Origin of the sequence: Phenylobacterium sp., from assembly GCF_030679875.1 — a bacterium.
Classification (GTDB): Bacteria; Pseudomonadota; Alphaproteobacteria; order Caulobacterales; family Caulobacteraceae; genus Phenylobacterium.
Window position 1 is genome coordinate 21,686 of record NZ_JAUXSP010000009.1, and the last position, 22,913, is coordinate 44,598.

Below are 22,913 nucleotides of genomic sequence, written 5' to 3' on the forward strand. Positions count from 1 at the left end.
TCCTCAGTAGGGGCCAAAGCCGGTGTAGGACGGATTGAAGGTCGAGCGGCCCATGGTCATGGATGGGACCTGCGCCGCGGTCGGCGTGCTGCTGGATGGGCGGTTGCCCATGTAATAGGCCCCGGCGTTGACCAGGCCGCCGATCCCGCGGTTCCAGGCGTTGGCCGCTCCCATGGCGCCCTGCCCCTGCGCATTGGCCGCGGTCATCATCAGGTTTCCCTGGTTGGCCGCGAAGCTCTGGGCCGCGCTCTGGTTGGCCTGCGTCGCGCCGGTCCCGAAACCGGCCATGCTCAGCAGGGTCTGGTTGCGGGTGTCGTAGCGATCGGTCAGGTAGCCGCGGTCGTCGGCATAGAGCCCATCGGATCGGGCGCGGTCCTGGCCATAGATGGAGTCGGCGCGGCTCCGGTCGGTGTTGTATTGCGCCAGGCCCATCCCGTAGATGCCCATCTGGCGGCCGGCGAAGCGGTCGAACTCGTTGGACGCGAAATCCTGGTTGAACCGGGTTGCGGCCTTCAGGCGGTTGCCGCTGAAGCGGTTGCCGCCGGTCGAGGCGATGGCGTTCAGCGCGGAATTGCCCTCACGGAGCCGCAGCTCATAGCCGGGATCCTGCTCAAACGTGGCGATGGACAGGTCGAGGCTGGGCGCCGGGCCGAAGTCCTGACGCGGGCCGAAGTCTGGCCGCGCGCCGATGGAGTAGCCGCCAGGGGCCGTGGGATCGGCATAGCCGGGCGCGGCGCCACCTTCCGTCATCGCGCCGCCCGTCATGGTCGGGAAGGCCCGCTGCTCACCGCCCGCGACAGCGTTGGGAAGCTGGACCTGACGAACCCATTCCTCCTCGCTCGCCCATTGGCCGCCGGGACCGATCACGCCGGCGCCGCGAAGCTCGGCCGCCCGCTGCTGCACGTCCTGGTTGGCCTGGATATAGGCCGGCACGTCATAGCCGCCGGGCTGGGTCATGGAGACCGAGGCCGGGTTGGAGCCCATCGGGGTTCCGCCCGACCGCAGGCCCATCCCGCCAGCAATAGCCTCCGCAGCGGAAAGCCCGATCTGGCGGAAGGGCTCGTTATCTTGGCGGTTCTGGTTGTAGATCCGCTCCTGAAGCGCGGCGGCATCGCGGGCGGCCTGGGCGTTCTGGTCGCCCGCCTGGCGCGAGGCGTTGGCCGCATTGCGCGACCCGATGATCGACGCCCCGGCGCTGACGGCGGCCGTGGCCAGAAGCGCGGTGCTGGTTGCAATCGCCATCAGCGATACTCCTTCACGAAGCCACATTCGACTGGCTGATAGCCGGCCATGCGGTAGAGGCGGGAAACGGCGGGGAGACGGTCGTCGGCCATGGCTGAGAACTGGACGGCGTTGGCGCCGCGGTCCTTTGCCCACGCCTCAAAGGCCTCGCGGAGCGCCCGGCCTTCGCCCTCGCCCCACCAGAACAGCTCTGCGGCGATGACGAAGGACGGGTTGAAATAGGCCGGCGACAGGATCCCGCCGCAAAACCCGTCGTCGCTCAGCAAGATCACGCCGGCGCCGTCGATCAGCGCCCCGGCGAAGCCTTCAAAAGCGGTCTCATCAAGGGGGACGTGCTTCCAGACCCCGTAGGCGTGGAAGGCGCGGGCGCAGGCCATGACCCGGGCCATGTCGTCGCGGGTGGCTTTGGTGATCATGAGCCCGAGATCCCCGTGATGCGGCCTTTGGCGTCGACGGTCAGCGATGTGATGACGGTGAACGTGCCGGGCGTGACAGCCGTATTGGCCAGGGACAGCGTCGGATTGCCGGCCACACCATCGCCGTCGGCGACGCTGATCTGCCCTGCAGCCCCGGTCAGGGTCCGCTTGGTAAAGGCGTCGGCGCCGGTCTGCGTGACGAAGCCCGCCCCGCTGTTGAGCCCAGCCAGGGCGGTCAGGGTGGGGTCGGCGTCCTGCTTTTCGCCAACGATGCCGCCGGAGCGCGAGACCAGGTTCTCGAAGAAGTTGCGCCACGGCTGGGTGACAAAGCCGCGAGGATCGAGCATCGGTACGCCAACGGGCGGGATTTGCAGTGGGAGGGCCATCAGTCGCGCTCCACGTCGATGTCGACATAGACGCCTAGGATCGCGCGGCGAACCGGGTCAGCGATGGTCAGGCGGAAAGCCATGGCGTCGGCGGAGCCCTGCGGCCCGAAGCTGATGCGCTTGGTGCGCTCGCCGAACTTGCCCATGCGGCGTTCGATCCGGTGGGCGAACACCTCCCCGTCCTTGGTGGTCTCCAGGGTGATCTTCGGATCGAGGGTCAGGGAGCCGACCGCGGTCTGGGCGATGACCTCCACCTCATCGACCGAGAAATCCAGGCCCTGGGCGTAGGCGTAGGGCGTGGTCATCTCGAAGATCAGGGGCTCGCCGGCCTCGGTGTGGGTGTTGGCGTCGAGCCGGAAGATGGTTCCGGTGCGGGAGTCGGCGAACAGGTCATGGCCGAAGCACCGGGCATAGAAGGTCGCGCGCCAGGTCTCAGATCCAAACGACTTGCGCTCGGGCCAAAGCTCGGTCGACTGATCGAAGACGATGGTCCCGGCCGGATTGCGGAATGTGACGAACAGGTGGCCTTCCCAGACATGGGCCGTGGCGATGGTCTGCTCGGGGTTGGGCCAGGTCTTGATCTGGCGCTCGATGTCGTGGTTGGAGATTCGAACCGCCGTGATCCCGTCCAGGCGCCGCACGGTGCGGTCTGAGGCCAGGAAATACATGGTGTCGTTCGTGACCACGCCGGCTTCGCGCCCGGCGAAACCCACATCGACCATCACGTCCTGATAGCGTTGGAACGGGAAATCGACCCCGCCGGTGTTCTGCTGCGCCTCGATAGTCTGCTTGCCGGCCAGGAACAGGGTCCGGCGCAGGATGATCGGCGTGATCAGGATGTCGGGCTTCCACTCCGCAGAGGCGAAGTCGAGCGCGTCGAAGTTGAGCGGGTCGTCCAGCTCGCAGGCGAAGAAGACGTCAGTGTCGCGCTCGGTGAAGACGAAATAGCCGTCCACCCAGGCCACGCCCGAGGCTTCCGGTGCATCGGGGTCGGTCACTACCTGCGTCGAGGCGCCATCAAAGACATAGATCAAGCCGGCCGAGACGATCACGACATGGACGCCATCGCCGGCCATCGCCACCCGGTCAGCGCCAGGGATCGCGCCCTTGACGCTGGCGACCCCGTTCGCGGCGATCTCGTAGAGATTGGTCCCGGCCACGACGAACAGCCGGTCGGTCATCTCCAGCATCCCGCGCGGGGGACCGGGGAGGCCAGTTGACCAGGCCACGAGGCCCGGCGTGCCGTAGACCGGAGTCGGCTCCTTGCCCTCTGGCACGCTCTCCAGGTAGCCGTTGACCAGGCGCTCGACACCCTCCATCGGGACCTTGGCGCGGCCGGCCTTCTTGCCAAGCGGTAGGGGGAGCCGCATCAGAAATAGGTCGCCCGAACCGTCGGCCGCTCGGCGCTGGACTTCAGGGCGGCGAGGCGAACCTCGGCCTCCATCATCCGGGGCTCATGGCCCTTGCCGTTCTTGCCGAACGCCGGCGCCGCCTGGGAGGCAACCCAGAGCATGAAGGGCGTGGCCGCGGCGTCGGGGATGTCGTTCGCATCCCACCAGATCAGGCCGCGCTCCTGGAGCTCGGCGCGGCTCGTGTCGATCCAGATGTCGGCCAGGTTGGCGAGTTCGGCCGGCGGGCTTTCGTCCGCGGCGTTGATCACCTTGAGGTGCGCCAGAAGCATCCGGCGAAGCTGCTGTTTGGTCATTGCAGGGTCGCCTTGTCGTAATCGTGGATCAGGTCGCAGAAGGCGTAGCCGTCGATCTGGGCGAGAAAGGCCGCGGCCAGGTCCATATCGTCGGTCGCATCGCCGCAGACGTCGAACAGGTTGACGATGGGAGCGAGGCGGCCGTCGTCCAGCAGGGCCACGCGGCCCGGAAGGTGTAGGGCGACGACCGCCACCACGGCCCTAGTCCTCGCCCTTGATGAACTTCTGTTCGTCCACCAGGGCCTTCAGCTTGGCGACACCGAGGCGACGGTCGAACTCGACGCCCATGGCCTCCAGTTGCGCGATCAGCGCGGCCTTTTCGTCGGAGGCGTTGGAGCCGCCGGGGATCTGGTCGCCGTCACGGTCCAGGGCTTCGACCTGGGCGTCGGTGAGGTGCGGGTAGGCGTCCGACGCCGGCTCGACCACATCGGGGGCGGGGTCGCCTTCGACGGCTGCGGGCGCGGCAGGTTCGACCAGATCGGGAAAAGCCGCGGCGACGACAGCGGCGCGAGTGTGGTCAGGGTCAGCCATGGCGAGGCCGGCGGAAAGCTCGCCTTCCTTCGTCACGAAATGGCTGTTGCCGGCCAGCTTGCCTTCAAGGGCGCTCGGGACCGGATCGACCCATTCGTTCTTCGGAAAAGCGACGCCGTGAAGCATCAGGACTTTCGGGCCATCACCGTCATTGCGGGGATCGCCAATGAACATGGCTTTCATGCGGGTGTTCCTTGGGTTGGAAATGGCCCGCGCTGGCCCGGATTACGGCAACTTCGAAGCTGCGCACCGCTTGACGCCGAATGGCGCATCCGAACTGGTTTTGGTAACCGCAGCCCTGGCGCGGCCGGCTGCTGCGGGGAATGCGCAGAAGGGTGGGCCGACCCTATCTAAGAGCCGGCCCGATTACGCTTACGGGACGATGTAGTCCACGCGGACGAAGATGGTGCCGGCCGCGAACGTGGCGGCGGCGACGTTGGCCTCGGCCTGGATCACCGTCTCATTGGTGAAGGGGCCGATGGCGCCGGCGCTCATGTTGAAGGGCCGGAAGTTGGCGCCCGCCGGGATCAGGTCGAGGACCACATCGCCGCTCAGAACGCCGGAGTTGACCAGGCCCGCGGCCGACGCGCTGTCCACCGTCGCAGAACCGCCGTTGGCGGCCCAACCGATGTCGATGTCCAGAGCCGCGATCCCGGTGTCCATGTCGGACGCCCAGAACTGACCGCCGACGATGATGGCGCCGGCCGGCAGCTTGCAGAGCTTGAAGATATCGCCGTCTTCGACGTTGGCGGCGACGGCATAGGACCCGTAGGCGACGGCGAGAGCGCCAGCGCCCATGGGCTTGTAGACCGGGAAGTCCGCAGCAGCGCGGGTTCCCACGAGGGTTTCGGCGGCCATGCGACCACTCCTTTCAGGAAGATGGGGACGGACGACCCGCTATGAGCCGCCCGTCAGGTTGTCAGGGGATGGACCGCTTAAGCGTCGGCGACGCCGCTCACGAACAGGGTGGCCACGCCGTAGTCGCGGAGGTCGTCACGGTCGCCCGTGCCGGTGCCGAAAGTCAGCTTGTCGAAGCCGTCGATGGCGTCGATGGCCACACCGGACTTGTCCTGGTAGTCGAACTTCTGCTCGATGGTCTTCCACCGCTTGGCGATGCCGTAGCCGATGGCCTGGGCGCCGACGAGATAGACGGGGGTCACATCAATGCCGCCGGCGCCGACGCCGGTGTAGATCGGCAGGTCCTCGCACTCCTTGATGATGATGCCATCCCAATAGAGATCGCCGCCCTCGAAGAGGCGCATGGCCTCGCCCTGGGCAGTGGTGTCATCGAGGATGGCCTCCATCTCGGAGCGGAGGTCGCGCATCGCGAACGGGTGAGCGTAGGCGATGTACAGGTACTTGCCGTTGCCCTTGTCCTGGAGGGGGCGGATCTTCGGCGAGGCGGTGCGCGCCATGCGCTTCAGAAGGGAAAGCGTGCCCTTCTTCAGAACATCGGTCGTGCCGTCGACGTTGGCCAGCGACGCGGAGTGGTCGTTGGCCGAGTTGTTGGCCTTCGCGGCGCCGAACAGAACCCGGTCGGCGTTGTCGGCCAGCCAGGCGTCCTTCTGGGCTTCGGAGGCCGAGGCATAGGCCACGCCGTTGATCGACCCGAACGCGCGGATGATGCGGTCGCGGGTGTTCTCCTTGCCCCAGGTCATCAGGGCGGGCTTGGCGGCATCGCGCAGGCCGATGGCCGACTTCTGCTCCTCCATCTCCGGGACCAGAACGCCGTGCCGGCGCTTGTTCACGGTCAGGGGGTGCGAACGCGAGGTCAGGTCTTCTTCCGACCCTTCCAGGGTGGCCGAGCCCTCCACACCGTCGCCGGTGAGCCGGTTCAGCAGGGCGAAGTGGATCGTGTCGCCCTTCTTCTTGGTCAGGTCTTCCTTGACCTGGATGGCCGCATTTTCGCCCATCTCCATCAGCTTGGAGAACACGTTCTCCTGGATGTGCTCGACGAAAAACTTGTCGTCCCACTGCTCGACAGTGAGACCGGTAGCCGCGCGGGTGTCCGCCATGGCCATGCTCCTTCATTGGGAATGCGGCGTCGTCTCGACGGCGCAGGGGGTTGGGTTCGTGACCCGGCCTAGCGGTTCAGGATGTCGCCAAGCGGGGTCGGCCCCGTGAACGCCGGAGTCCCCGAGCGGGGGGCGGCGCTCCGAACACCGGCGGTGGCCGGCGGGGGCGTGGGATTGGGTTGAGCGCGCATCTGCGGATTGGCCGGCGCGGGGTCGCGCTGCTGTTCGGCCATGATCTCCGCGCGGATCTGATCTTCCAGCCGCTTGCGGTAGGCGGCGGGATCGTCACCGACCTCTTCGACGACGCGCTCACGCTGGAATTGCGCGAAGGCGGCGCCCCACGGGTCGGGCTGGCGGATGGCCCACTGCTCGATGTCGGGCTTGGTGCTCAACCAGGCGCGGCAATCTTCGAAGGCGTCAGCGCCGTGCTGTTGCTTGGCGAAACGCTCCGACAGGGTGAGCGTGGTCTGGAGTTGGAAAGTCTGGAGTTCGCCTCGCAGGCTTTCCTGGATCGCCCGATGATAGCCCTCGGGGTCGGCAAGGGGGTCAACCGGCAGGCCGCCATATTGCTGCGGTTGCGGTTGCGGTTGCGCCTGACGGCGGCGCTCCTCTTCCAGCCTGGCCTCATAGTCGCGGACGGCCTTGTTCGCATTCGTGACATGCTCGCGCGCCCACTTGGGGAGACGCGGGTTCAGCCACTCCTGGAACTTCGGATCGTTGGCGAGCTGGTCGAAGTCGACACCGGCGGTCCCGGCCGGGGCGGGGTTCGGGGTCTCCGCATTGGCCTGCGGGGCGGCTTGGGGGTCGGCGGCCGGCGCGGGCTCATGGGCCAGCGGCTCCTCCGACTGGCCTGACCCCGACGCGGCCTCTTGAGGAGCGTTGCCGCCGCCCAGAATGTCCGCCATCGGGGTCAGGTTCGTCTCGGCCTCAGTCCCGGCCGGAAGGGTGTTTTGGTCCGTCATGTTGGGATGCGCTGGACTGTCTCTCGACGTTCAGCTCTCTCGGCCGTACCGGGCCGGGCGGATCAGCCCACTAGGGGCGGATGGGGGTCGCGCCAGGGCGCGGAAACTGTTGGTCTAGGCCGCCGTGTTCGGGTGCATCAGCTTGTGGCGCAACGCCATCGCGTCCCACCACGCGTTATGCTGGACGGCGCCGGGAAGCGTCGTCGGATAGGCGTTGCAGCGGACCATCTGAAAGGCGAGCGTGCGGATGTCTGCCATTTGGCCGCCCTCGAACTCGATCATCTCGCAGAGATATCGGATGTCCGCCGGCCAGTCTGAGACGATCAGCGGTTGGACGTCGCCCTCCATGAAGTCGGCGATCTCGTCGCCAAGCTCGCGGGCGTCGCCACGAAACGGCTTCTGTGGACAGTCAAGCAGGAACGGGACCACGTTTTCGCGGACCCAGGGCTCGGCGGCTTCGTGGTCGGTCAGAAGATAGACCCCTTCCCCGTCCTCTCGGACCAGGGCGAGGCTCATCAGCGGGCCGTGGAAGCCGTCAAACTCGCAGTCGAGGAAGTAGCGCATCACGCCACCATCCGCGGCTCACCGCCCATAAGTCCCGCCATCGGGGCCTCCTGCGGCTGGGGCTGCATCGGAACGCCGCCGCCAGGCCCCATAGGAGCCCCACCAGCGCCTTCCATGCCCTGCGGCATAGGAACGCCGCCCGGAGCTTGAGGCTGGCCCTGCGGAGGAGCCTGGGGCGCGTCCGTCATCCCTTCGCGCATGTCCGGCATTTCCACTGCCACGCCGATCCGGGCCAACTTCTCGGCGCCGGTCGCCAGCTTGGAGTAAGCCCCAGCCCGGGTGTCTGCGACCTTGGCTTCGGCCATCTCTCGGGCGAGACGGGTTGCGTCGTCGGCGGCCGGGTCCTGCGGCTGCTGGCCAAGCTGATCCAGCATCTCTAGGATCTGCGCCTTGCGCTTGGACGGCAGGCCCGGATGCATCTCCAGCGCGACCTTCAGCATCGGAGGCGGCAGACCCGCACTCATCAGCTCGACGAAGGCGCCGTAATGCTCGCCGCTCTGGTTGATGGTATCCGGCGCATCGGAAACGATGATGTCCATGTCCAGGCGCGCCATGTCGTTGGTGCGCAGGGGCTGGCCGGTTTCCGGGTCCACGGCCGGGATCAGGTTGCCGGGGCGGATGCCCTGTTCGGCGGCCCGGCGCCATTCGTCCTGCGTGCCGACGACGCCGGTCTGCGGGTCCATCCACTGCTGAGCGTTCAGCCCGACCCACTTCGGCGCGTTCTCATCGTCGGTGACGCGGACCCATTTCTCTGCGGTCCAGAACTGCTTCATCATGGAGGCGATGATGTTGAACACGCGCCAGTCCATCCGGCGCAGGGTGTCCATCAGATCCGACTGCTCGACCAGACCGCCGGCCTGTTGCGCCTCGATGGCGCGGCCCGACTGATCCGAGACGCCCTTGCCCAGAAGCGCCTGGTTAGGACCGGCCTCCTGGATATAGGCCATGGCCTGAGCGCCCATCTGGGCCTGACCCATGGATAGGTCGAGCCCGCGGTCGATCTTGAGCGTCGCACCGACGTTGGTTTCGATCCAGCCATCCGGCCGGGCAAGCTCGCGCCTGGCCGAATTGACGTCATCCACCGCGCCCTTCTCAGCGATGACCTGGGAGACGTTCAGAAGGTGGAGCTGCTTGGACCGGCGCTTGTTGATCTCGTCCTGGGGGTCGATCAGGTGGCGCATTTCGCCGTATCGGTTGTTATCCCGATCGACGTTGGCGCTTTCCAGAACCCAGGGGCAGTAGCCCTCGCCGTCCTGGTCCTGATACGGGTTCTCGGCCGCGTACAGCTTGCCGCCGCGGGTGAACTCGCAATAGGCCCAGCCCCGCGTGGTGCGGTGCCAGATATAGACCATGCGGACCCGCTTGCGCTTCCCATCGGCCCAGACCGTGTAGCGCGGCTTGTCGTCATAGGTCCGGCCGGGGCCGGGCGCGCTCTCGATGGTGGTTTCCAGGATGGCGCGGGCCGCGTCCTCTTCCATGCCGTTCGATACGGCGCGAGCCAGCGCGTCCTCGTAATCCATCCAGACGACCTGGCCGAGATAGCGGGCGTCGCTGAAGTCCGGCTCCGACGAATGCGGGTCGTAGAACAGGCGATCCCACTGGATGCGCTTGATCTGGAACTCGATGTCGCCATTGCGCTTTTGCAGCGCGGCGATCTCCAGGCCGGCGAAGCCTTCGACTATGATGTTCTTCCAGGCCTGCGAGCGAGCCGAGGGGTAGTCCGCCTTGTCGATGACGTAGCGCATCCCATCGGTGAAGGCTTCCGCGGCCCCGACGTCGTTCGGATTGTTCCGCGGCCAGGCCTTCGGGTCGCGGCGCTGGCGCTTCTCCATCCCGCCCAGGAACGAGGCCCTGGCCCGCAGGACGTTCAGGACGATAGGCGGCTGACCACGGGCGCGGAGGGCGTTGACCTCTTCGTCGGTGAGCTGCTTGTTGTCCACATAGTCCCGATCCCGCTCAGCCTTGGTCCGGGCGGTGTAGCTCGCCTCTTCCGCGGCCTCGTACATCTGGATCAGGGCCGGCAGGTTGTCGGGCTCGGCCTCGGGGGTCGGGTAGGTGGTCATGCCGTTTTCCAATCTGCCCTCCCTCCTGTTCTGTCGTTCGGCGCCCAGCGGTCGCGGGGCGGGGTCGGTTGTGGTTTCGGCATCGGGATGATCGCGCTGTTCACGGCGTACTCGCCGGCCGCGTCTGACCCGTGGCTGTTGTCGTCGTGCAAGGGCTCGGTGAAGGCCGCCAAGGAGCGGTTCCAGCGTTTCCGGTAGTTCCTCAGGCGATCCAGGCCGACAGCGCATCTGCGCTCGTCAAACGACATGACCGGCAGGAGTCGCCGCAGGGCGTTGATGCGCTCGGCCGGCCCCTGCTGAACCCCGACCCGCACCGGCTTCACGCCAAAGCTATGGAGGGTCTGCAGCCTGGTCTTCGCGCCGGCGCCCCACTCCCTGACCTTCACGTCGTGGGGCAGGAAGTGGTTGCGGTAGGTGTAGGGCTGAAGCCGGCCGAGCCGCGCCATAGCCTCGGCGCGCTCAACGGGATCGGGGATCAGCTCGGGCATGGCGGCCCGGACAATGGCCTCGACGCCCTCGCCGTTCGTCTCGAAATAGTCGATGGCCCGGACGCGCTTGCCGTTGTCCTGGAAAAACCAGATCGCGGTGTAGTCGTCGACGCCGATGTCCCAGGCCGTATCGACCGGCAGGCTGGCGATGTGCGGGACGTGGGTTATGCGCCCCTCATCCAGGGCCTTCTTCAGCTCGGTTCCGTAGTAGGAGCCCGGAACCGCGGCGTCGAAGTCGACCAGATACTCCTGGCGGAACTTGGCATCGCCCTCTTCCTCCGACCCGGTCTCGTCGATGAACTCCTGGCGCTCCTTGTCCAGTTGCTCGATGGTGAAGACGCTGGTTTGCAGGGCCGTTGACCGCTGCGTGAACCAGGTCGGATCGCGCTCCCGGGCCTCAAACGCCCTGACGGCGTGGTTCCGACCACGCGGGGTCCAGATGAAGATCGCCCAGCCGCCGTTTTCGGCCAGGATAGGCCGGATGTAGGTCCAGGCGTCGGGCTTGGCGATGGCCCATTCGGAGAAGACCACGCCGATGGGCGGCGAGCCCACGAGGCTGTCAAAGTTGTCGGACCCCACGACCTGCCATGTCGATCCGTTCTTGAACCGGATGAACATGTCGGTGTTGCGGATCTCGGCGCCGTCCATCAGCTCGCCGAACGCTTCATAGATGCGCCGCTTGCCGGTGTGCGGGTTGACCGCATCCCAGATGGCTTTGCGGGCCTGGGCGGCTTCCGGCAGCATGTGCCAGTAGACCCCGACCCTGCGCTGAGACGCCTCCTTGGCCCAAGCTAGGGCTACGTCATCCTTGCCCCAGCGCCGGTGCGCCGCGACATCGGCCCGGATGCCGCCGGCCATGAGGTAGTCCCAGAGGGGCCGCTGATAGTCGCGAGGCTTCCAAAGCGCCGCGCGCCTGGCCCGTTCCGCCCTCACCTCTTCCAGGGTTGGGATGCGGCTTGCACTAATCGCCATCGGGGATCAGTTGAAGTCGTCGAGCGGCACGCCGTAATCGTCATCGACCACGCGGCCGGACTGGATGCGGATGGTCCGTCGCGCCCCTCCGAAGGTGGCGGCGATGTCCACATAGCCCCGCTCGCCGCTGATCGTGGTCGAGAGCTGCGAGCCCGAGACGGTCGGGGTCGTGGCGGAAAGGCCGCTGCCTTCGGTCGAGACCGATGTCGGCGCGCTCGGATATTCGATCAGAGCCGGCGTCGTCTCGCCCTCAAGGGGGTTGATCGTCGCGGCGTTGCGCTTGGCGTCATAGTCGGCGCCGTAGACCGACAGACCGCCGCGGGCCAGGACTTGGATACGCATGGGGCCTCCTGCCCCGCTCTCAGGGCCGAGCTTGGTTCGGAACGCCCTGGCGCTCCTGCCGTATAATCGGATGTGCCCCGGTCTCAGGGGGCTTGGCGCTTGTTCGGAACGCTATGCGGTCCTGTCGTTCAGACGATGCGGGTGGGGGTGGGCTGAGGTTAGGGCGCGTCGAACGCTTCCACGCGCCGCACCTTCATTGGCCAGCGCACGTCCGTCGTGGCGGAAAAATGCTGCGCGACGATGTATCTGCCGACGATGCTTGGGATTGCTGCGTCTTGCACCGTTACATCGTAACGCCCGTCGATCACGACGCGAACTCTGTCGCCAATCACAAATATCTGCGTGGTATGTACGGTGTTGGCCAAGGCGAGCGACGGGGAAATTGTCGTCTTGCCGGTGTTCATTGTTACGAACGCCCCGCCAGAGACCCGTTTCTGGATGTTGCACACACCATTCGTGATGGTGATGTGCAACATGGTGTCGATCCAGTTGGGAGACGGCGATATGATCAACGCCAAGGTCGTAAAGGCCGTGCCGACAGTATCATCTACCCAGGACCAGTCGCACTCTAGGCGTCTAACCGTTTCACCCAAGTCCATGCCAGCATAGACGACTTGCCCTCCTGGGGCCTGGAAGGTGTTGTCAACGAGCCGGCCATCTGTCGCGGCCGGCAGGGGAAACGACGCAACATATGCGCCGCGCAAATCCCAGGCTTGCCCTGTCGGCGCATCGCCCAGCTCTCCCGGCGAGGTGTCGGCGCGCTGGAAATCATCAAACATCAGGCGGCGCATACCCCCCGACCCCACAACCCCCCTGACCGGGCTAGATACAACGCCACGGATGAGCATCTATTGGCTCAAGCGGTAGGGGATGGGGCCAGAGGTATAGGCCGTGCAGTTCAGGCGGTAGAGAACGCTGGCCTCAGACTCCTCGACCACAACCGACATCGGCGCGGTAAAAGCGGCGGGGGTTCCGGCTGAGTCACGGGAGCAGGGTAGCCATGTCACCCCGTCGTCGAAGGAACGCTCAAGCTGGCCGGTCGCGACGAACGTGCCCGACAGAGAGGCGTTGAAGGGCCGCCCAGCAGCCGGCCGGAACGACGCGCTCTGACCCGTCGCCGTGAACGAGCCGACAACCGGCTGGACGCGCGACGCATCCCAATTAGGACCTGAGGCCATGGGTCTTCTCCATCACAGGGAAACGCCGCGTCATCTCGACGGGGCTGTAGGGTCGGCCCTAGGCCAGAGGATGTAGTACATCCCTCGCGGGGGAGGGGCCAGATCGGGCGGGAAGCGCCATCGCTGTAGTCCACCTGACCCTGGCGGCCGGTGAGCGTGGGATCGAGGGTCACATCCACCCCCATGAGCTTGGCGGTCGCCAGCCCGGAGGCGTCCGGCGCCTTGGGCGGAAAGCAGTTCTCCGCAGCCCAGGCCTCAAGCTCGCGCCACCGCTCCTCGGAAAGCCGGACGCGCACCGGATGGTGGAACATGCGGGCGCTACCAAGCCGCTCGGCCACATCCCGCATCTTGTCGAGCGTGGCGGCGGAGAACGTCTCAGCGTCGATCACGCCTCACCTCCCGTCGCCACTTTGGACAGGAGCGCCTCAAGCTTCTCCAGATCGCCGTCATCGGCCTTCGACAGGTCGTAGGTCTGGATGGGGCCGCCGTCCTTGCCGGTGTGTTCGTTCAGAACCTTGTCGCCGTAGATCGACGGGAGCCACTTTCCCGCCAGGCGAAGGCGAGTGTCGATGCGAATGCGCTTGTCCGTCGCAGCGACAGCGTCTTTCGACGGCTCATCGGCAATGTCCAGGCACTGCTCTGCAAGGGCGTGGATTCCCCGCTTTCGCGCGTCGTGGAATTGTGAGGAAAACTCGGGGTCGTTTTCGATCCAGTCGTAGACCGAACGTCGGGCGGGCATCTTCGGATCAGAGCAGATGCGCAGCAGGGGCTCGCCGGCCTCCGTGCGCTTCAGCAGCTCCACAACGATGTCGTCTTCGAACCGGGCGGTTGGGCTGGAGGTTAGCTTAGTCTCTTCGGTCATGGTGTGGCCTCAGAGGCCTAGGCGGGCCAGGAGGCCGCGGCGGGCCTCGCTGGCGCGGGCATCGGCCGACTGCTTGGCGTGAAAGTCGGCGAGGGCGTTGTAGGCGCGAGCGCGAGCCTGAAGCACCTGGCTGTCGGGGTCGTTGGCGACTACGCGGCAATTGGACAGATCGACCGACAGGCCGCCAGCATCATACAGCGCCTTGCGGGCCATCTGGATCGGGTCGCCAGCCTCTTCGACGCCGCGGGTCTTGGGATCATCAGCCGAGCCGAGAGGCGGGAGGGTGTGCGGCTCGACCTTCGGCTGCTCAGGAGCCTTGCCGCTCTCGATAAAAGCGGCAATTTCCGCGGCCGTCTCCACAAGAGGCTTCCGGGTCTGAAAGCCGCCAGCGGCGAGCGTGTAGGTCGTAGCGAACTCCAGCGCCTTCAGTCGGACTTCTTCGGGGGTCATAGGTGTTCCGGGGTTGGGGCCGGATTGTCCGGCTGCGGCGGTCGGCATTGCTGGCGCGATCGGTTCGTTGAGGCGCAGGACTGTGATTGTCCCGCCCGTGTCGCTGTCGAGGGCAGCGGCGATCTCGACGGCTCGTTCAGGAGTTGCGCCGGCCATCATTGCAGCGCGGGCGCATCGCTCACCAGAGCCCCAGGCGTAGCTATCGGCGCTGGCCTCGATCCAGCCTTTGCCCCACCACTGCCGAACGACGCCAGCCGGCGTGACCTGGATCAACACGCCATCGTCGATCTCAGGCGGCGAAGGGTCGCGCGGGCCGTGAGTCCAGTGGGCCAGGCGTTCGGCGTCTTGTGCGGCGCCCGAGTGGGCCCAGAGCGAACCGTCCTCGGTCTGCCAAGCCTTCGTGACTTCGCCGGCCGGCGCGTTGTTGCAGCTCGTTAGCTGGCTATCGGCTGCAAGCTCGCCGTCGCGATAGGCGATGGTGGTCATGATCAAGCGGCGTTGGTTGCGGATTGCCGCGCGAGGCTGTCGCGGAGCGAGAAGCCCATGAGCGGATAGAGCTGGCGGATCGCGTCTTCGCGGGCGAAGGTGCGACCCTTCTCCTGGTCGTAGTTCTCGGGGCTGGCCGGGGCCGACTTGCCGACCACGATGAAGCCGTTGCGCATGGTCAGGAAGCAGACCGTCATCAGATGCATTCCGGCAGACGCCGGCTGGCCGCATCGCACAGCCGCGTCGCCCGCGTTGATGTAGTTCTCGCCGGCGATCTCGGCTTTGATGTCGTCGAGCGACACGCGCGGGTGGGTAGCGCCCTTGGCGGACAGGGCTTCGGTGGCGGACAGAGAGTCCATGTTGAACCTATGGGGCTCGTGTTTCCGGGGGACGGTTGCCATTCCCGGATCAGGCGACGTTGCGTCCTGATGAAGTCTCGCGCCGCAGCCCCAACGCGCATGGATAGGGCTGAGATGGTCTCGCCTCTGGGATGTTGAGGCGTTGGGCTGGGCGCGAAGGGGGGTTAGGCGGCGGCGATCATGTGGCGAACCATGGCCTCGGCCTGCGTGTAGTTCAGCAGGTTCGTGCCGGTCGGCTCGTGCCGCATGGGATGGTCGGTGTTCTCATTGAACTCGGCCTTGAAGCTGATCCCGCCGTCCGGGCTGAAGTCCGCCGGGAGCTTCCAGGCGAGGAAGCGTTCGACCATCGCCTTGATTTGGTCTTCGGTCATGTCGGGGCCTCGTTTTGATGATGCGGGCCGACGCCCTAGGATGTATTACATCCCCATGGCCCAACCGAAGTCCCCGCCCCTATCGTTCCGACCTCCGGCTGATGTGCTGGAGGCTGTAGAAGGCTGGGCGGGTAAGCGGGGCATGACCCGGAACGCGGCGCTTATCGCGCTGCTGCGTCTGGGCCTGGATGTGCCGGAGCGGGTGAAGGTTGATCTGCCGGTGGGGCTTGAGCGGCCGGCTTATGGGGCGAGGCTGAAGCGGAGGTAGGGCGCCCCGGCCCGAAGGCCAGGGTCTTGAGGCTCAGCCCCGAGGGGCGAGCGAACCGCGCTTGGCGCAAAGCGCCGACATGCACGGGATGCCACCTTCGCCTTCCGCTGTCAACATGTGGTGCATCACGTCACCGTGCCCGCTACGTCTAGGGCTCGCTTGAGGGCGCGGAGGTTGCGCTCGTAGGCGCGGCCCTCACCAAAGCTGGCCAGACAGTGCCCCTCCCCCGCAACCCATCGGAGCATTTGCATACAGGCGGGCTCCGAACTGCATTGGACCGCAACGGCTCGCTCCATTTTGCCGAGGATTTGCAGGTTGATCGCGCGTTGGGCGCGGGCGGCGACGAAGCGGTTGTTGTCGTGGCCGGCGCTGGTCTGGCCTACGGCGCCGAGCTGGCTTCCGACGTCGGCGGACCTGGCCTGCCATCCGGCTCGGTATCGCGTCCCGGCCTCATACTGGCGCTGCGTCAGGCCGTCGCGGGCGCGGGAGGCGGCGTATAGGCCATCTCGCGTGATAATCCGCATCCGGCCGCCATCCTTAGCCACCTCTTCGCCGCGGGCCTTAGCCAGGCCTTCGGTCTCAGCCGCCGCTTGCTCCCGCCACGCCTTTTCGCCCCATCGCGCCCGGTTAGCCTCCAGGTTCTCCAGGTTGCGCCGGGCCTGCTCGCGGGCCTTGTCGCTGGCCAGGGGGTTCGTTAGCCGGGCCTGCTCGCGGTCGTATTGCGCCACCAGTTCGGGGGGCGCCCCGCGTTCGTTCGCGGGCAGTTCGATCACGTCGCCGGCGGGGGCCGGGGCGGGCTGCGTCTTGTGCTTGCGACGGGTCATCGGCTCAGGCCTCCTGTTCCGGCGCGGGGCCTCGGGCGTTCCACGCCTCGGCCGTCTGGACTTCGTCGTCGATGGGGTGGCGAAGGCAGTCGTCGTTTGAGCAGATGATGCGGCGACTGACGCGCCCGTCTGCAATGGCGGTGAAGGTCAGGGTCGCGGCCTCGGAGCCGCAAAGCCAGCACGGGATCAGATCGGTCATCGGCTCAAGCCTCCCCGGTGTGTTTCTTGGCGAGCCCGTATAGCCCGGCGAATGCATCAAGGCGCGCCTGCAGCGCCTCATGGGCGCGCTCAGTCATGACCGTGAGGCCGTGGGTGCTGCCCCGGAAAACGGCGGCTTCAAACATGATGATCGCGGCCTCCATCTCCTTTTGGACGGCGGCGAGATTGGCGGACGCGGCGGCTAGCGCGGGGTTCGGCGTTTCGGTCATCGGCTCACCTCTGCCTGGATTGTCGGGTGTTTCGGATCAGTGGTCACGCCCTGGCGAAGCGGCTCCCAGGGGTCTCGCCTTGGCCCTCCGGTCGCCCGTTCGATGGGCGGGAGTCGGGCCGGCGTGGTGCGGTTTCGGTTGCGCCGCGGGCTGGTCGCCTTGGACCGCTCAACCCGAGGCGCGGAGGTCCCGGACGTGGTTCAACGGGCCGCGCTTATCGGATCCAGACGCCGGATAGGTCATCATCCGCTCCAGGCCCCTGAAGGTCAGAACAACGGCCATGTGCTTGGCCCGATGCTCCCGCCTCCAGGTCACGCCGGGCCACATGATCAGCTCGCGCTCTGTAGCGAGGTCGTATTCGCAGCGGCTCAATGCAACCGCTCCTGCGCCGTGGCGGTTTCGGACTCGCCTTCGTCCATCAACTCTCCGTCGATCCGGGCGCCGGATGCGATCAGGTCGCGGAGGAACCCCTCGGCCTGGTCGTGGTCCTCGGCTTCGAGACGGAAGACACGGCTCGCGCCGGAGCTGTCGCGGAAGGAGCCGGTGTAGGTGCGGACGGTCACCGGGCGTACTCCCCGCCTGAGTAGCGCGGCCAATCGGCGGCATGGCCATGGCGGACCATCTCAGCGGCGATGTCCCGGCCGTCTGACGTGCGCCGGCAGCGCGCCACAACGCGGTCATAGGACTTGCCCTTGCGCTCGCATCGCAGGTCGGTTCGGCGGATGATGTCGGACATCGCACGGGTCGCGGCGGGACCTTCGGCGTGGTGGCGTTCCGGCGCCTGAATGCCCCAAATCCTGACTCGCGTTCCGTCCTGGCAGCGGAGGCTATCTCCGTCGATCACGCCAGGGCTTGCGCAGAGGAACACGGCGGCGGCGAGGGTGGCGATCATGCCGCGCGCTCCTCAAGAACCTGGGCGCCATGCGCCCGCAGGGCTCGCGGGCCTCCCTTGCGGATCAGGTCGGCCACGGTCCCGCTGCTCGTGACGATCGCGCCTCGGTCCTGGTCCCATCGGCACATGCGCAGGACGCCATTGGCGTGGTCCTCGCCCATCTCGCGGCGAAGGTCGGCCAGCAGGTCAGGCGGGCCGTTCCAGGCCAGGGGTGTGACGGGCGGCGCGGCTGGGCTGACCAGCTTCCACAGGCCCTTGCGCAGCCAACGGTCAAACCTCGGGACCCTGCCGCCGCCGTCGGCGTACTGGCCCGCCGCAAAGGCCTTGGCCGCCGCGAGGATCGCCGCCGGGGTTGCGCCCGCCGCAATCTCGTCGTCCCAGGCCTCGCCCATCGCCTCAATGCTGACGGTCAGGCGTCCGGCTTCCGGGTAGGCCTGGACCGCAAGGCCGAAGGCATCGTCTCGCAAATCCCCCCGAGGGGGGTTGGGGGGTTCTTCTTCTATAATCCCTGTCCCTGTCCCTGTCCCTGTCCCTTGCGATCCCGTTGGGACGGTTTTGGTATCCCGTTGGGACTGGTTTTCGGTCCCGTTGGGATTGCCGTCGTCATCTTGTCTGGACTGCCGACGCTTGATTTTCAGCAGGGCTTTCGACTGCGGCGAGATGCGCGCCAGGAGTGCGGCGGCATGTTCGATGGCATGTTCGATGTCGGCCGGATCAAAGCTGATCTTCCACCGCTTGGCGTTCCCGGCGCCCGACGACAGGCGCTGCGAAAGCTTTTCCAGCCAGGCCTCGAGGGCAAACTCGCAGACCGTCTCGTGATAGTGCCGGCCGTCGTCGCACAGGACAAAGCCCCGCATCGCCGCAGATTTCACCTTGCGCCAGGTGCGCAGGTCCCGACCGAGGCCGGCGGCCTTGGCCAAGGCGGCTTCGTCATCCGACAGGCTTCCGGCGGGGACGGAATGCCAGGCCGAAAACCAGAGGTTCAGGCCGGCGCGCCAGGCGCTATCGTCGGGCGTGGCGTCAAAGTCGGATTGGCGCAGGCGGGTGATGTCCAGCATCATCCGGGGGAAGTCCCGCAGATCGCATTCTGGCGGGGTCAGTGGCGGATGCGCCATCATGCGTCTCCATAGGGCGAGCGCGCCGGAAAGCGGTCATCGCTCGCGAGGTTTGAGAACTTGGTCAGGTCGCCATTGAAGGCGAGGCTCACGGTCCCGATGGGGCCATGGCGTTGCTTGCCGATGATCACGTCGGCCCGACCACGGCAGGCGTCCATCTTCGTGATCCAAGCCTCATAACCGGCCGTGTTCGGCTCAGGCCTGGACCGCTCCAGGTAATATTCTTCCCGGTAGAGGAAGAGGACCATATCGGCGTCCTGCTCGATGGAGCCGGACTCGCGGAGGTCGGAGAGTTGTGGGCGCTTGTCCTCGCGCTGCTCAACCTGGCGGGAGAGCTGCGAAAGGGCGATCACGGGGACGTCCAAGTCTTTGGCCAGGGCCTTAAGCCCCATGGTGATCTCTGAGACCTCTTGGACCCGGTTGCCGTCCTTGCGGCCCGTGGTGACGAGTTGCAGGTAGTCCACCACGATCAAGTCGAGGCCGGTCATGCGTTTCTGGCGCCGGGCGCGGGCCGCCAGCTTGGCCAGGGCAAGGCCGCCCGTGGCGTCGATATGCAGCGGGGCTTCCTGGATTTCGATAGCGGCGTCTCTGACCCGGCCAAACTCGTGGGCCTCGATCTCGCCCTTTCGGATGCGATCGCCCGACACGCCGGAGGATTCCGCCAGGATACGCATGGCCAGCTGTTCGGCGCTCATCTCCAGGGAGAAGAACAGCACCTGACCGCCGGCCGTGGTGCGACGGGTTCCGTCTGGCCGGGTCTCGTAGGCGTAATTCCGAGCCGCGTGGAAGGCGATGTTTGCCGCCAGCGCGGTCTTGCCGGCCGATGGGCGAGCCGCCAGGATCACCAGATCAGACGGATGCAGGCCGCCCAGCTTGCGGTCCAAGTCGATCAGTCCGGTGGACAGGCCAGACAGTCCCCCGTCACGCTCAAAGGCGGCTGCGGCCATCTTGACCGCGCCCGTGACGGCATCGGCGAAGGATACCACACCGGCGCTTTGACCGCGGCCATTCTCAGCCAGCTTGTAGAGCGCGCCCTCCGCACCTTCGATCAGGTCGGCGGCGGATGCGTCGATTTCCGGGTCTGTGGCCTGGGCCTCGAGGTCGCCGGCAATGCGGATCAGCTCGCGGCGCTTGGCCGTTTCGATGACGGCGCGGGCGTAGTCCCTGGCGTGAGCCGAGGGCGGGGCTTGTTCCACCAGCAGGGCGAGGTAGCGCAGCCCGCCAAGCTCCTCAAAGGCCGGGTCGCGCGCTACCTGATCGGCCACAAGGATGGGCTCGGCAAGCTGGCCACGCCGGATCGCGCTTTCGATGATCGCAAACAGCCGGGCGTGGAAGGGTTCGAAGAAGTGGTCGGCCTTCAGGTCATCGCAGCGGTCGAAAGCGGCGTTGTCGTACAGCAGGGCGCCCAGGACGTACTGTTCGGCCTCCAGGTTGCACGGGATATGCTTGATCGGCGGGGCGTCATTGGCCGGCGTCAGGGTCAGCGCGTTCATGCCGCCTCCCCCTGGTCCTGATCCCGATCCAGGGCCTTATCCAGCACCTGGGCCGCGACCTTCGCCACTACGGGGCCGATGGGGTTTAGGCCTTCGGAGGGGGGCTCTGAGGGCGTCTGGGGGGCTTCGCTCACCGGCTCCACCCCTTCGCGATCCCGCGCCGATGGGCTCTCTCGACCACATGGGACTTGAGCAATTCGATCTCTCCAAGGGTTCGGTCCAGGCCGATGGAGTCGAGGAGCGCGTCGGCGCATCCCCTCATCTTGGCGGCGTCGAGGTGAATGGCGGCGGCCCTGATCTCTTCGGTTTCACGGGCGGGGGCGGTCATGCGGCCTGACCTTCAAGCGCCGCGCTCAACCGCTCCGCATCCACGTCGAACAGCTCGGCAAACTCTTCGACGCTTAGGCCCTTGGCGATTTGCTGGCGCGCCCTGGCGAGGAGTTCCGGCGTGATGGGCTTCAGGCGGATGATCTGGACGCCGTTGCCGACGTTCTGGAGCGTTGCGCCCCGGGGGATGGCGCGACCCTTGGGCCTGGCTTCCTGGCGCCGGCGGACCTCAGCGATGGTCTTCGGGGGCGCGGCAGGCGCTAGCGGGGCTTCCTGGCGCTCGGCGAGGGCCTTGGTCCGCAGGGCGTAGCGAACGGCCTCCTCGGCTGCGTCCTGGGCTTTCTGGAACCGGACGCCGCCATGTTGCCGGGCGCTGCTGATCGAGGTCGTGCGATAGCCGAGCGTCCGGCAGATATCGGAGATGGCCGTCTGAGACCCGCGCGCCAAGCCGGTGATGGCGGGCGCAAGGCATCGCCGCGCAAGGCCCGCCTTCACGGTCAGGGCCTCGATGGGATCGTCCCCATAGTTGACGGCCGAGGCGATGATGGCCCGGGCGTAGAGATCAGCCGAGGGCATCAGGCGACCCCCTCCAGGGCTTGCGCCAGACGGTCGGCGTCGAGACGGAAGGTCATGGCGAACTCGTCGAGGCTCATGCCGCGTGACAACTGCTGGCGAGCCCAACGGACATGCCGATCGGTCGGGGCTTTGCGCTCCAGCCTGACCACGCCCTGGGGAAGGGCTCGGGCCTGACCGCCCTCGATCACGCGGAGATGGCGGAAGGTGTTGGGCGCGGGCCGGTCGTTCTCGCCGGGCAAGGCCGGGGCGGTGCGGCGTCTGATGGTCTGGACCGCAGAGAAGCCGCCAGCCAGGGTCAGGGCCCGGCAATGCTGATCGACCTTCTCAGGGTTTGGCGCGAACGGGTCGGCCATGTTGAGGTTGATCAGGCCCTCGCGCTCGGCTTTCCACCAGATCGCATCCAAGCCCCGGTTGAGGATGGGCGCGATGCGTCGGCAGTTGGCGAGCGGGCCAATGGCGCGGTTCCATTCGGCATGGAACGTGGCGTTATCTTCCGGGGTCCAACGGGCGCCGCGTGGGCGGGTGCTGTTCATGCTGCGATCCCTTGTTTGGATTGGCGGGCGGTGTCTGGGCGGATGGTGACGTCGACGCCAGCCGTCGAGGCGTAGGTCTTCCCGGCGTTGATCCAGCAGACCTGGGCGTCATCGGCGAAGGCCACGGCGTTGCAGCCGTCGAGAACCGCCTTGATGATGTTGTCGAGGTCCGGGCGCTTGGCGGGATGGATCTCACCAGCCAGCATGGCGGCGCGGGCGCCCTTCGAGGTCGAGGCCGCAGGCTCCAGCCGGACGATGATGGAGACCTCCACCGGCCCGGCGAACCGCTCACGCCCCGCCATGGCGACATGGGCGGCGTGCTTGATCAGGCTCTCATAGGCGACGGTCTTCGCGTCGGTGAAGGTGCGGCCGCCGCCGAAGCGGGGCCGACCCTTGCCGCGAGGCGCGCCGGGGATGGTGAAGGTCAAGGCGGTCATTGCGGCGGCCACTCCCGCCCAAGCTCTTTGGCGAGGCTCGCGTGGAAAGCCCGATAGGCGGCGCCCTGCGCGAGGCCCAAGGCCCCGTCGTTGCCCCTCTTGCGGGCTTCATGGGCGAGGCCAGCGGCGACGCTCTGGGCGATGGCCAGGGCCTGGGCCACCTCAGGCGAGGGGGCGGGCTTGACCGGGCGGCGGCGGGTGAAGTCGAAGAGGCCGAGGGTCATTGATGCCCCCGCGCCGCGCAGAACCAGTACAGGGCGATCAGCGGCCAAACGACCGACGACCAATCACCCTCGATCAGGGAGATGATCGCGACGCCGACCGATGAGACCACAAATGTGCCGTTCAGGATGGCGACCATCACAGGTCGAGCCCCGCCGCGTGGGCGTACAGGTCGAGCAGGGCTTCCTCTTCCTGCCGAGCGGCCCGCGACTTGCCGCGCAGGGAGACGACCTTTCGGATGATGCGGGGATCGAATCCCTGGCTCTTCGCTTCCGCCAGCACGTCGCGGATGTGGGCGCCGACTTCCTGGCGCTCCGTGGTCAGGTTCTCGACGCGCTCGATGAAGCTGCGAAGCTGGCCCTGGGCGGTTTCGTTCAGGACGTCGGCGTGGGCTTGATCGGTCATG

37 protein-coding genes are annotated in these 22,913 nt (G+C 66.8%); 1 reads left to right on the top strand and 36 read right to left on the bottom strand.

Annotated features, from left to right (window positions below; translation table 11 throughout):
* Positions 1 to 3 precede the first annotated feature (3 nt).
* The 20 genes from Q8K84_RS05625 to Q8K84_RS05720 all read right to left on the bottom strand — a co-directional run bounded on the left by Q8K84_RS05625 (position 4) and on the right by Q8K84_RS05720 (position 15,392).
* Positions 4 to 1,242 (bottom strand): hypothetical protein, encoded by a 1,239-nt coding sequence (locus Q8K84_RS05625; protein WP_305281612.1) that lies wholly within the window; start codon positions 1,240 to 1,242, stop codon positions 4 to 6.
* Positions 1,242 to 1,658 (bottom strand): hypothetical protein, encoded by a 417-nt coding sequence (locus Q8K84_RS05630; RefSeq protein ID WP_305281614.1) that lies wholly within the window; start codon positions 1,656 to 1,658, stop codon positions 1,242 to 1,244. Before Q8K84_RS05630 ends, Q8K84_RS05625 begins: the two co-directional genes overlap by 1 nt.
* Positions 1,655 to 2,044, bottom strand: coding sequence for a hypothetical protein (locus tag Q8K84_RS05635; protein WP_305281616.1), 390 nt, complete (start codon positions 2,042 to 2,044; stop codon positions 1,655 to 1,657). The genes Q8K84_RS05630 and Q8K84_RS05635 overlap by 4 nt, the downstream gene beginning before the upstream one ends.
* Entirely contained in the window at positions 2,044 to 3,414 is a 1,371-nt protein-coding gene (locus Q8K84_RS05640) for a packaged DNA stabilization protein (RefSeq protein ID WP_305281618.1), read from the bottom strand. The genes Q8K84_RS05635 and Q8K84_RS05640 overlap by 1 nt, the downstream gene beginning before the upstream one ends.
* Positions 3,414 to 3,749 (bottom strand): hypothetical protein, encoded by a 336-nt coding sequence (locus tag Q8K84_RS05645; protein WP_305281620.1) that lies wholly within the window; start codon positions 3,747 to 3,749, stop codon positions 3,414 to 3,416. The genes Q8K84_RS05640 and Q8K84_RS05645 overlap by 1 nt, the downstream gene beginning before the upstream one ends.
* Positions 3,746 to 3,946: a hypothetical protein gene (locus Q8K84_RS05650; RefSeq protein ID WP_305281622.1), complete on the bottom strand. Its 201-nt coding sequence runs from the start codon at positions 3,944 to 3,946 to the stop codon at positions 3,746 to 3,748. The genes Q8K84_RS05645 and Q8K84_RS05650 overlap by 4 nt, the downstream gene beginning before the upstream one ends.
* Positions 3,947 to 3,950: 4 nt before the next feature.
* Positions 3,951 to 4,463: a hypothetical protein gene (locus tag Q8K84_RS05655; RefSeq protein WP_305281624.1), complete on the bottom strand. Its 513-nt coding sequence runs from the start codon at positions 4,461 to 4,463 to the stop codon at positions 3,951 to 3,953.
* Between the two features lie 189 nt (positions 4,464 to 4,652).
* The gene (locus Q8K84_RS05660) at positions 4,653 to 5,138 is read right to left on the bottom strand and encodes a hypothetical protein (protein ID WP_305281626.1); all 486 of its coding nucleotides are present in this window, start codon (positions 5,136 to 5,138) and stop codon (positions 4,653 to 4,655) included.
* A 77-nt stretch (positions 5,139 to 5,215) separates the two neighbouring features.
* Positions 5,216 to 6,295, bottom strand: a complete 1,080-nt coding sequence (locus Q8K84_RS05665) for a DUF4043 family protein (RefSeq protein WP_305281628.1) — start codon at positions 6,293 to 6,295, stop codon at positions 5,216 to 5,218.
* A gap of 68 nt (positions 6,296 to 6,363) precedes the next feature.
* Positions 6,364 to 7,257, bottom strand: a complete 894-nt coding sequence (locus Q8K84_RS05670; RefSeq protein ID WP_305281629.1) for a hypothetical protein — start codon at positions 7,255 to 7,257, stop codon at positions 6,364 to 6,366.
* A 114-nt stretch (positions 7,258 to 7,371) separates the two neighbouring features.
* Positions 7,372 to 7,824: a hypothetical protein gene (locus tag Q8K84_RS05675; protein ID WP_305281631.1), complete on the bottom strand. Its 453-nt coding sequence runs from the start codon at positions 7,822 to 7,824 to the stop codon at positions 7,372 to 7,374.
* A complete protein-coding gene (locus tag Q8K84_RS05680; RefSeq protein WP_305281632.1) occupies positions 7,821 to 9,884 on the bottom strand; it encodes a hypothetical protein in 2,064 nt (687 codons plus the stop codon). Before Q8K84_RS05680 ends, Q8K84_RS05675 begins: the two co-directional genes overlap by 4 nt.
* Entirely contained in the window at positions 9,881 to 11,344 is a 1,464-nt protein-coding gene (locus Q8K84_RS05685; RefSeq protein ID WP_305281634.1) for a hypothetical protein, read from the bottom strand. Before Q8K84_RS05685 ends, Q8K84_RS05680 begins: the two co-directional genes overlap by 4 nt.
* Before the next feature lie 6 nt (positions 11,345 to 11,350).
* On the bottom strand, positions 11,351 to 11,686 hold the full coding sequence (locus Q8K84_RS05690) for a hypothetical protein (protein ID WP_305281636.1): 336 nt from the start codon (positions 11,684 to 11,686) through the stop codon (positions 11,351 to 11,353).
* Between the two features lie 158 nt (positions 11,687 to 11,844).
* Positions 11,845 to 12,477, bottom strand: a complete 633-nt coding sequence (locus Q8K84_RS05695; protein WP_305281638.1) for a hypothetical protein — start codon at positions 12,475 to 12,477, stop codon at positions 11,845 to 11,847.
* 57 nt (positions 12,478 to 12,534) lie between these two features.
* The gene (locus Q8K84_RS05700) at positions 12,535 to 12,864 is read right to left on the bottom strand and encodes a hypothetical protein (RefSeq protein ID WP_305281640.1); all 330 of its coding nucleotides are present in this window, start codon (positions 12,862 to 12,864) and stop codon (positions 12,535 to 12,537) included.
* Positions 12,865 to 13,249: 385 nt separating this feature from the next.
* The gene (locus tag Q8K84_RS05705) at positions 13,250 to 13,726 is read right to left on the bottom strand and encodes a hypothetical protein (RefSeq protein WP_305281642.1); all 477 of its coding nucleotides are present in this window, start codon (positions 13,724 to 13,726) and stop codon (positions 13,250 to 13,252) included.
* Between the two features lie 9 nt (positions 13,727 to 13,735).
* Entirely contained in the window at positions 13,736 to 14,662 is a 927-nt protein-coding gene (locus Q8K84_RS05710; protein ID WP_305281644.1) for a hypothetical protein, read from the bottom strand.
* Between the two features lie 2 nt (positions 14,663 to 14,664).
* Positions 14,665 to 15,021, bottom strand: a complete 357-nt coding sequence (locus Q8K84_RS05715; protein WP_305281645.1) for a Gp49 family protein — start codon at positions 15,019 to 15,021, stop codon at positions 14,665 to 14,667.
* Positions 15,022 to 15,185: 164 nt separating this feature from the next.
* On the bottom strand, positions 15,186 to 15,392 hold the full coding sequence (locus tag Q8K84_RS05720; protein WP_305281647.1) for a hypothetical protein: 207 nt from the start codon (positions 15,390 to 15,392) through the stop codon (positions 15,186 to 15,188).
* 55 nt (positions 15,393 to 15,447) lie between these two features.
* Between Q8K84_RS05720 and Q8K84_RS05725 the strand changes: the two genes are divergently transcribed.
* On the top strand, positions 15,448 to 15,660 hold the full coding sequence (locus Q8K84_RS05725) for a hypothetical protein (RefSeq protein WP_305281648.1): 213 nt from the start codon (positions 15,448 to 15,450) through the stop codon (positions 15,658 to 15,660).
* Between the two features lie 125 nt (positions 15,661 to 15,785).
* Here Q8K84_RS05725 and Q8K84_RS05730 read toward each other — a convergent pair whose 3' ends face one another.
* The 16 genes from Q8K84_RS05730 to Q8K84_RS05805 form a co-directional block, all read right to left on the bottom strand.
* On the bottom strand, positions 15,786 to 16,484 hold the full coding sequence (locus tag Q8K84_RS05730) for a hypothetical protein (protein ID WP_305281650.1): 699 nt from the start codon (positions 16,482 to 16,484) through the stop codon (positions 15,786 to 15,788).
* 4 nt (positions 16,485 to 16,488) lie between these two features.
* The gene (locus Q8K84_RS05735; RefSeq protein ID WP_305281652.1) at positions 16,489 to 16,683 is read right to left on the bottom strand and encodes a hypothetical protein; all 195 of its coding nucleotides are present in this window, start codon (positions 16,681 to 16,683) and stop codon (positions 16,489 to 16,491) included.
* Between the two features lie 4 nt (positions 16,684 to 16,687).
* Positions 16,688 to 16,912 (bottom strand): hypothetical protein, encoded by a 225-nt coding sequence (locus Q8K84_RS05740; RefSeq protein WP_305281654.1) that lies wholly within the window; start codon positions 16,910 to 16,912, stop codon positions 16,688 to 16,690.
* Between the two features lie 168 nt (positions 16,913 to 17,080).
* Positions 17,081 to 17,284 carry a hypothetical protein gene (locus Q8K84_RS05745; protein WP_305281655.1) on the bottom strand — a complete coding sequence of 68 codons (204 nt, stop codon included), beginning with the start codon at positions 17,282 to 17,284 and terminating at the stop codon, positions 17,081 to 17,083.
* Positions 17,281 to 17,475 carry a hypothetical protein gene (locus Q8K84_RS05750; protein ID WP_305281657.1) on the bottom strand — a complete coding sequence of 65 codons (195 nt, stop codon included), beginning with the start codon at positions 17,473 to 17,475 and terminating at the stop codon, positions 17,281 to 17,283. The genes Q8K84_RS05745 and Q8K84_RS05750 overlap by 4 nt, the downstream gene beginning before the upstream one ends.
* On the bottom strand, positions 17,472 to 17,804 hold the full coding sequence (locus tag Q8K84_RS05755; RefSeq protein WP_305281659.1) for a thermonuclease family protein: 333 nt from the start codon (positions 17,802 to 17,804) through the stop codon (positions 17,472 to 17,474). The genes Q8K84_RS05750 and Q8K84_RS05755 overlap by 4 nt, the downstream gene beginning before the upstream one ends.
* A complete protein-coding gene (locus Q8K84_RS05760) occupies positions 17,801 to 18,919 on the bottom strand; it encodes a hypothetical protein (RefSeq protein WP_305281661.1) in 1,119 nt (372 codons plus the stop codon). Before Q8K84_RS05760 ends, Q8K84_RS05755 begins: the two co-directional genes overlap by 4 nt.
* Positions 18,919 to 20,412 carry a replicative DNA helicase gene (locus tag Q8K84_RS05765; protein ID WP_305281663.1) on the bottom strand — a complete coding sequence of 498 codons (1,494 nt, stop codon included), beginning with the start codon at positions 20,410 to 20,412 and terminating at the stop codon, positions 18,919 to 18,921. Before Q8K84_RS05765 ends, Q8K84_RS05760 begins: the two co-directional genes overlap by 1 nt.
* Positions 20,409 to 20,546, bottom strand: a complete 138-nt coding sequence (locus tag Q8K84_RS05770; protein ID WP_305281665.1) for a hypothetical protein — start codon at positions 20,544 to 20,546, stop codon at positions 20,409 to 20,411. The genes Q8K84_RS05765 and Q8K84_RS05770 overlap by 4 nt, the downstream gene beginning before the upstream one ends.
* Entirely contained in the window at positions 20,543 to 20,740 is a 198-nt protein-coding gene (locus tag Q8K84_RS05775) for a hypothetical protein (protein ID WP_305281666.1), read from the bottom strand. The genes Q8K84_RS05770 and Q8K84_RS05775 overlap by 4 nt, the downstream gene beginning before the upstream one ends.
* Complete coding sequence (locus Q8K84_RS05780; protein WP_305281667.1) at positions 20,737 to 21,315, bottom strand: hypothetical protein; 579 nt, start codon at positions 21,313 to 21,315, stop codon at positions 20,737 to 20,739. The genes Q8K84_RS05775 and Q8K84_RS05780 overlap by 4 nt, the downstream gene beginning before the upstream one ends.
* Positions 21,315 to 21,848 carry a hypothetical protein gene (locus Q8K84_RS05785; protein WP_305281668.1) on the bottom strand — a complete coding sequence of 178 codons (534 nt, stop codon included), beginning with the start codon at positions 21,846 to 21,848 and terminating at the stop codon, positions 21,315 to 21,317. Before Q8K84_RS05785 ends, Q8K84_RS05780 begins: the two co-directional genes overlap by 1 nt.
* Positions 21,845 to 22,285, bottom strand: coding sequence for a RusA family crossover junction endodeoxyribonuclease (locus tag Q8K84_RS05790; RefSeq protein ID WP_305281669.1), 441 nt, complete (start codon positions 22,283 to 22,285; stop codon positions 21,845 to 21,847). Before Q8K84_RS05790 ends, Q8K84_RS05785 begins: the two co-directional genes overlap by 4 nt.
* On the bottom strand, positions 22,282 to 22,509 hold the full coding sequence (locus Q8K84_RS05795; protein ID WP_305281670.1) for a hypothetical protein: 228 nt from the start codon (positions 22,507 to 22,509) through the stop codon (positions 22,282 to 22,284). The genes Q8K84_RS05790 and Q8K84_RS05795 overlap by 4 nt, the downstream gene beginning before the upstream one ends.
* Positions 22,506 to 22,646, bottom strand: a complete 141-nt coding sequence (locus Q8K84_RS05800; RefSeq protein ID WP_305281671.1) for a hypothetical protein — start codon at positions 22,644 to 22,646, stop codon at positions 22,506 to 22,508. Before Q8K84_RS05800 ends, Q8K84_RS05795 begins: the two co-directional genes overlap by 4 nt.
* Positions 22,646 to 22,912 carry a DUF2312 domain-containing protein gene (locus tag Q8K84_RS05805; RefSeq protein ID WP_305281672.1) on the bottom strand — a complete coding sequence of 89 codons (267 nt, stop codon included), beginning with the start codon at positions 22,910 to 22,912 and terminating at the stop codon, positions 22,646 to 22,648. Before Q8K84_RS05805 ends, Q8K84_RS05800 begins: the two co-directional genes overlap by 1 nt.
* Between the last annotated feature and the right edge of the window lies 1 nt (position 22,913).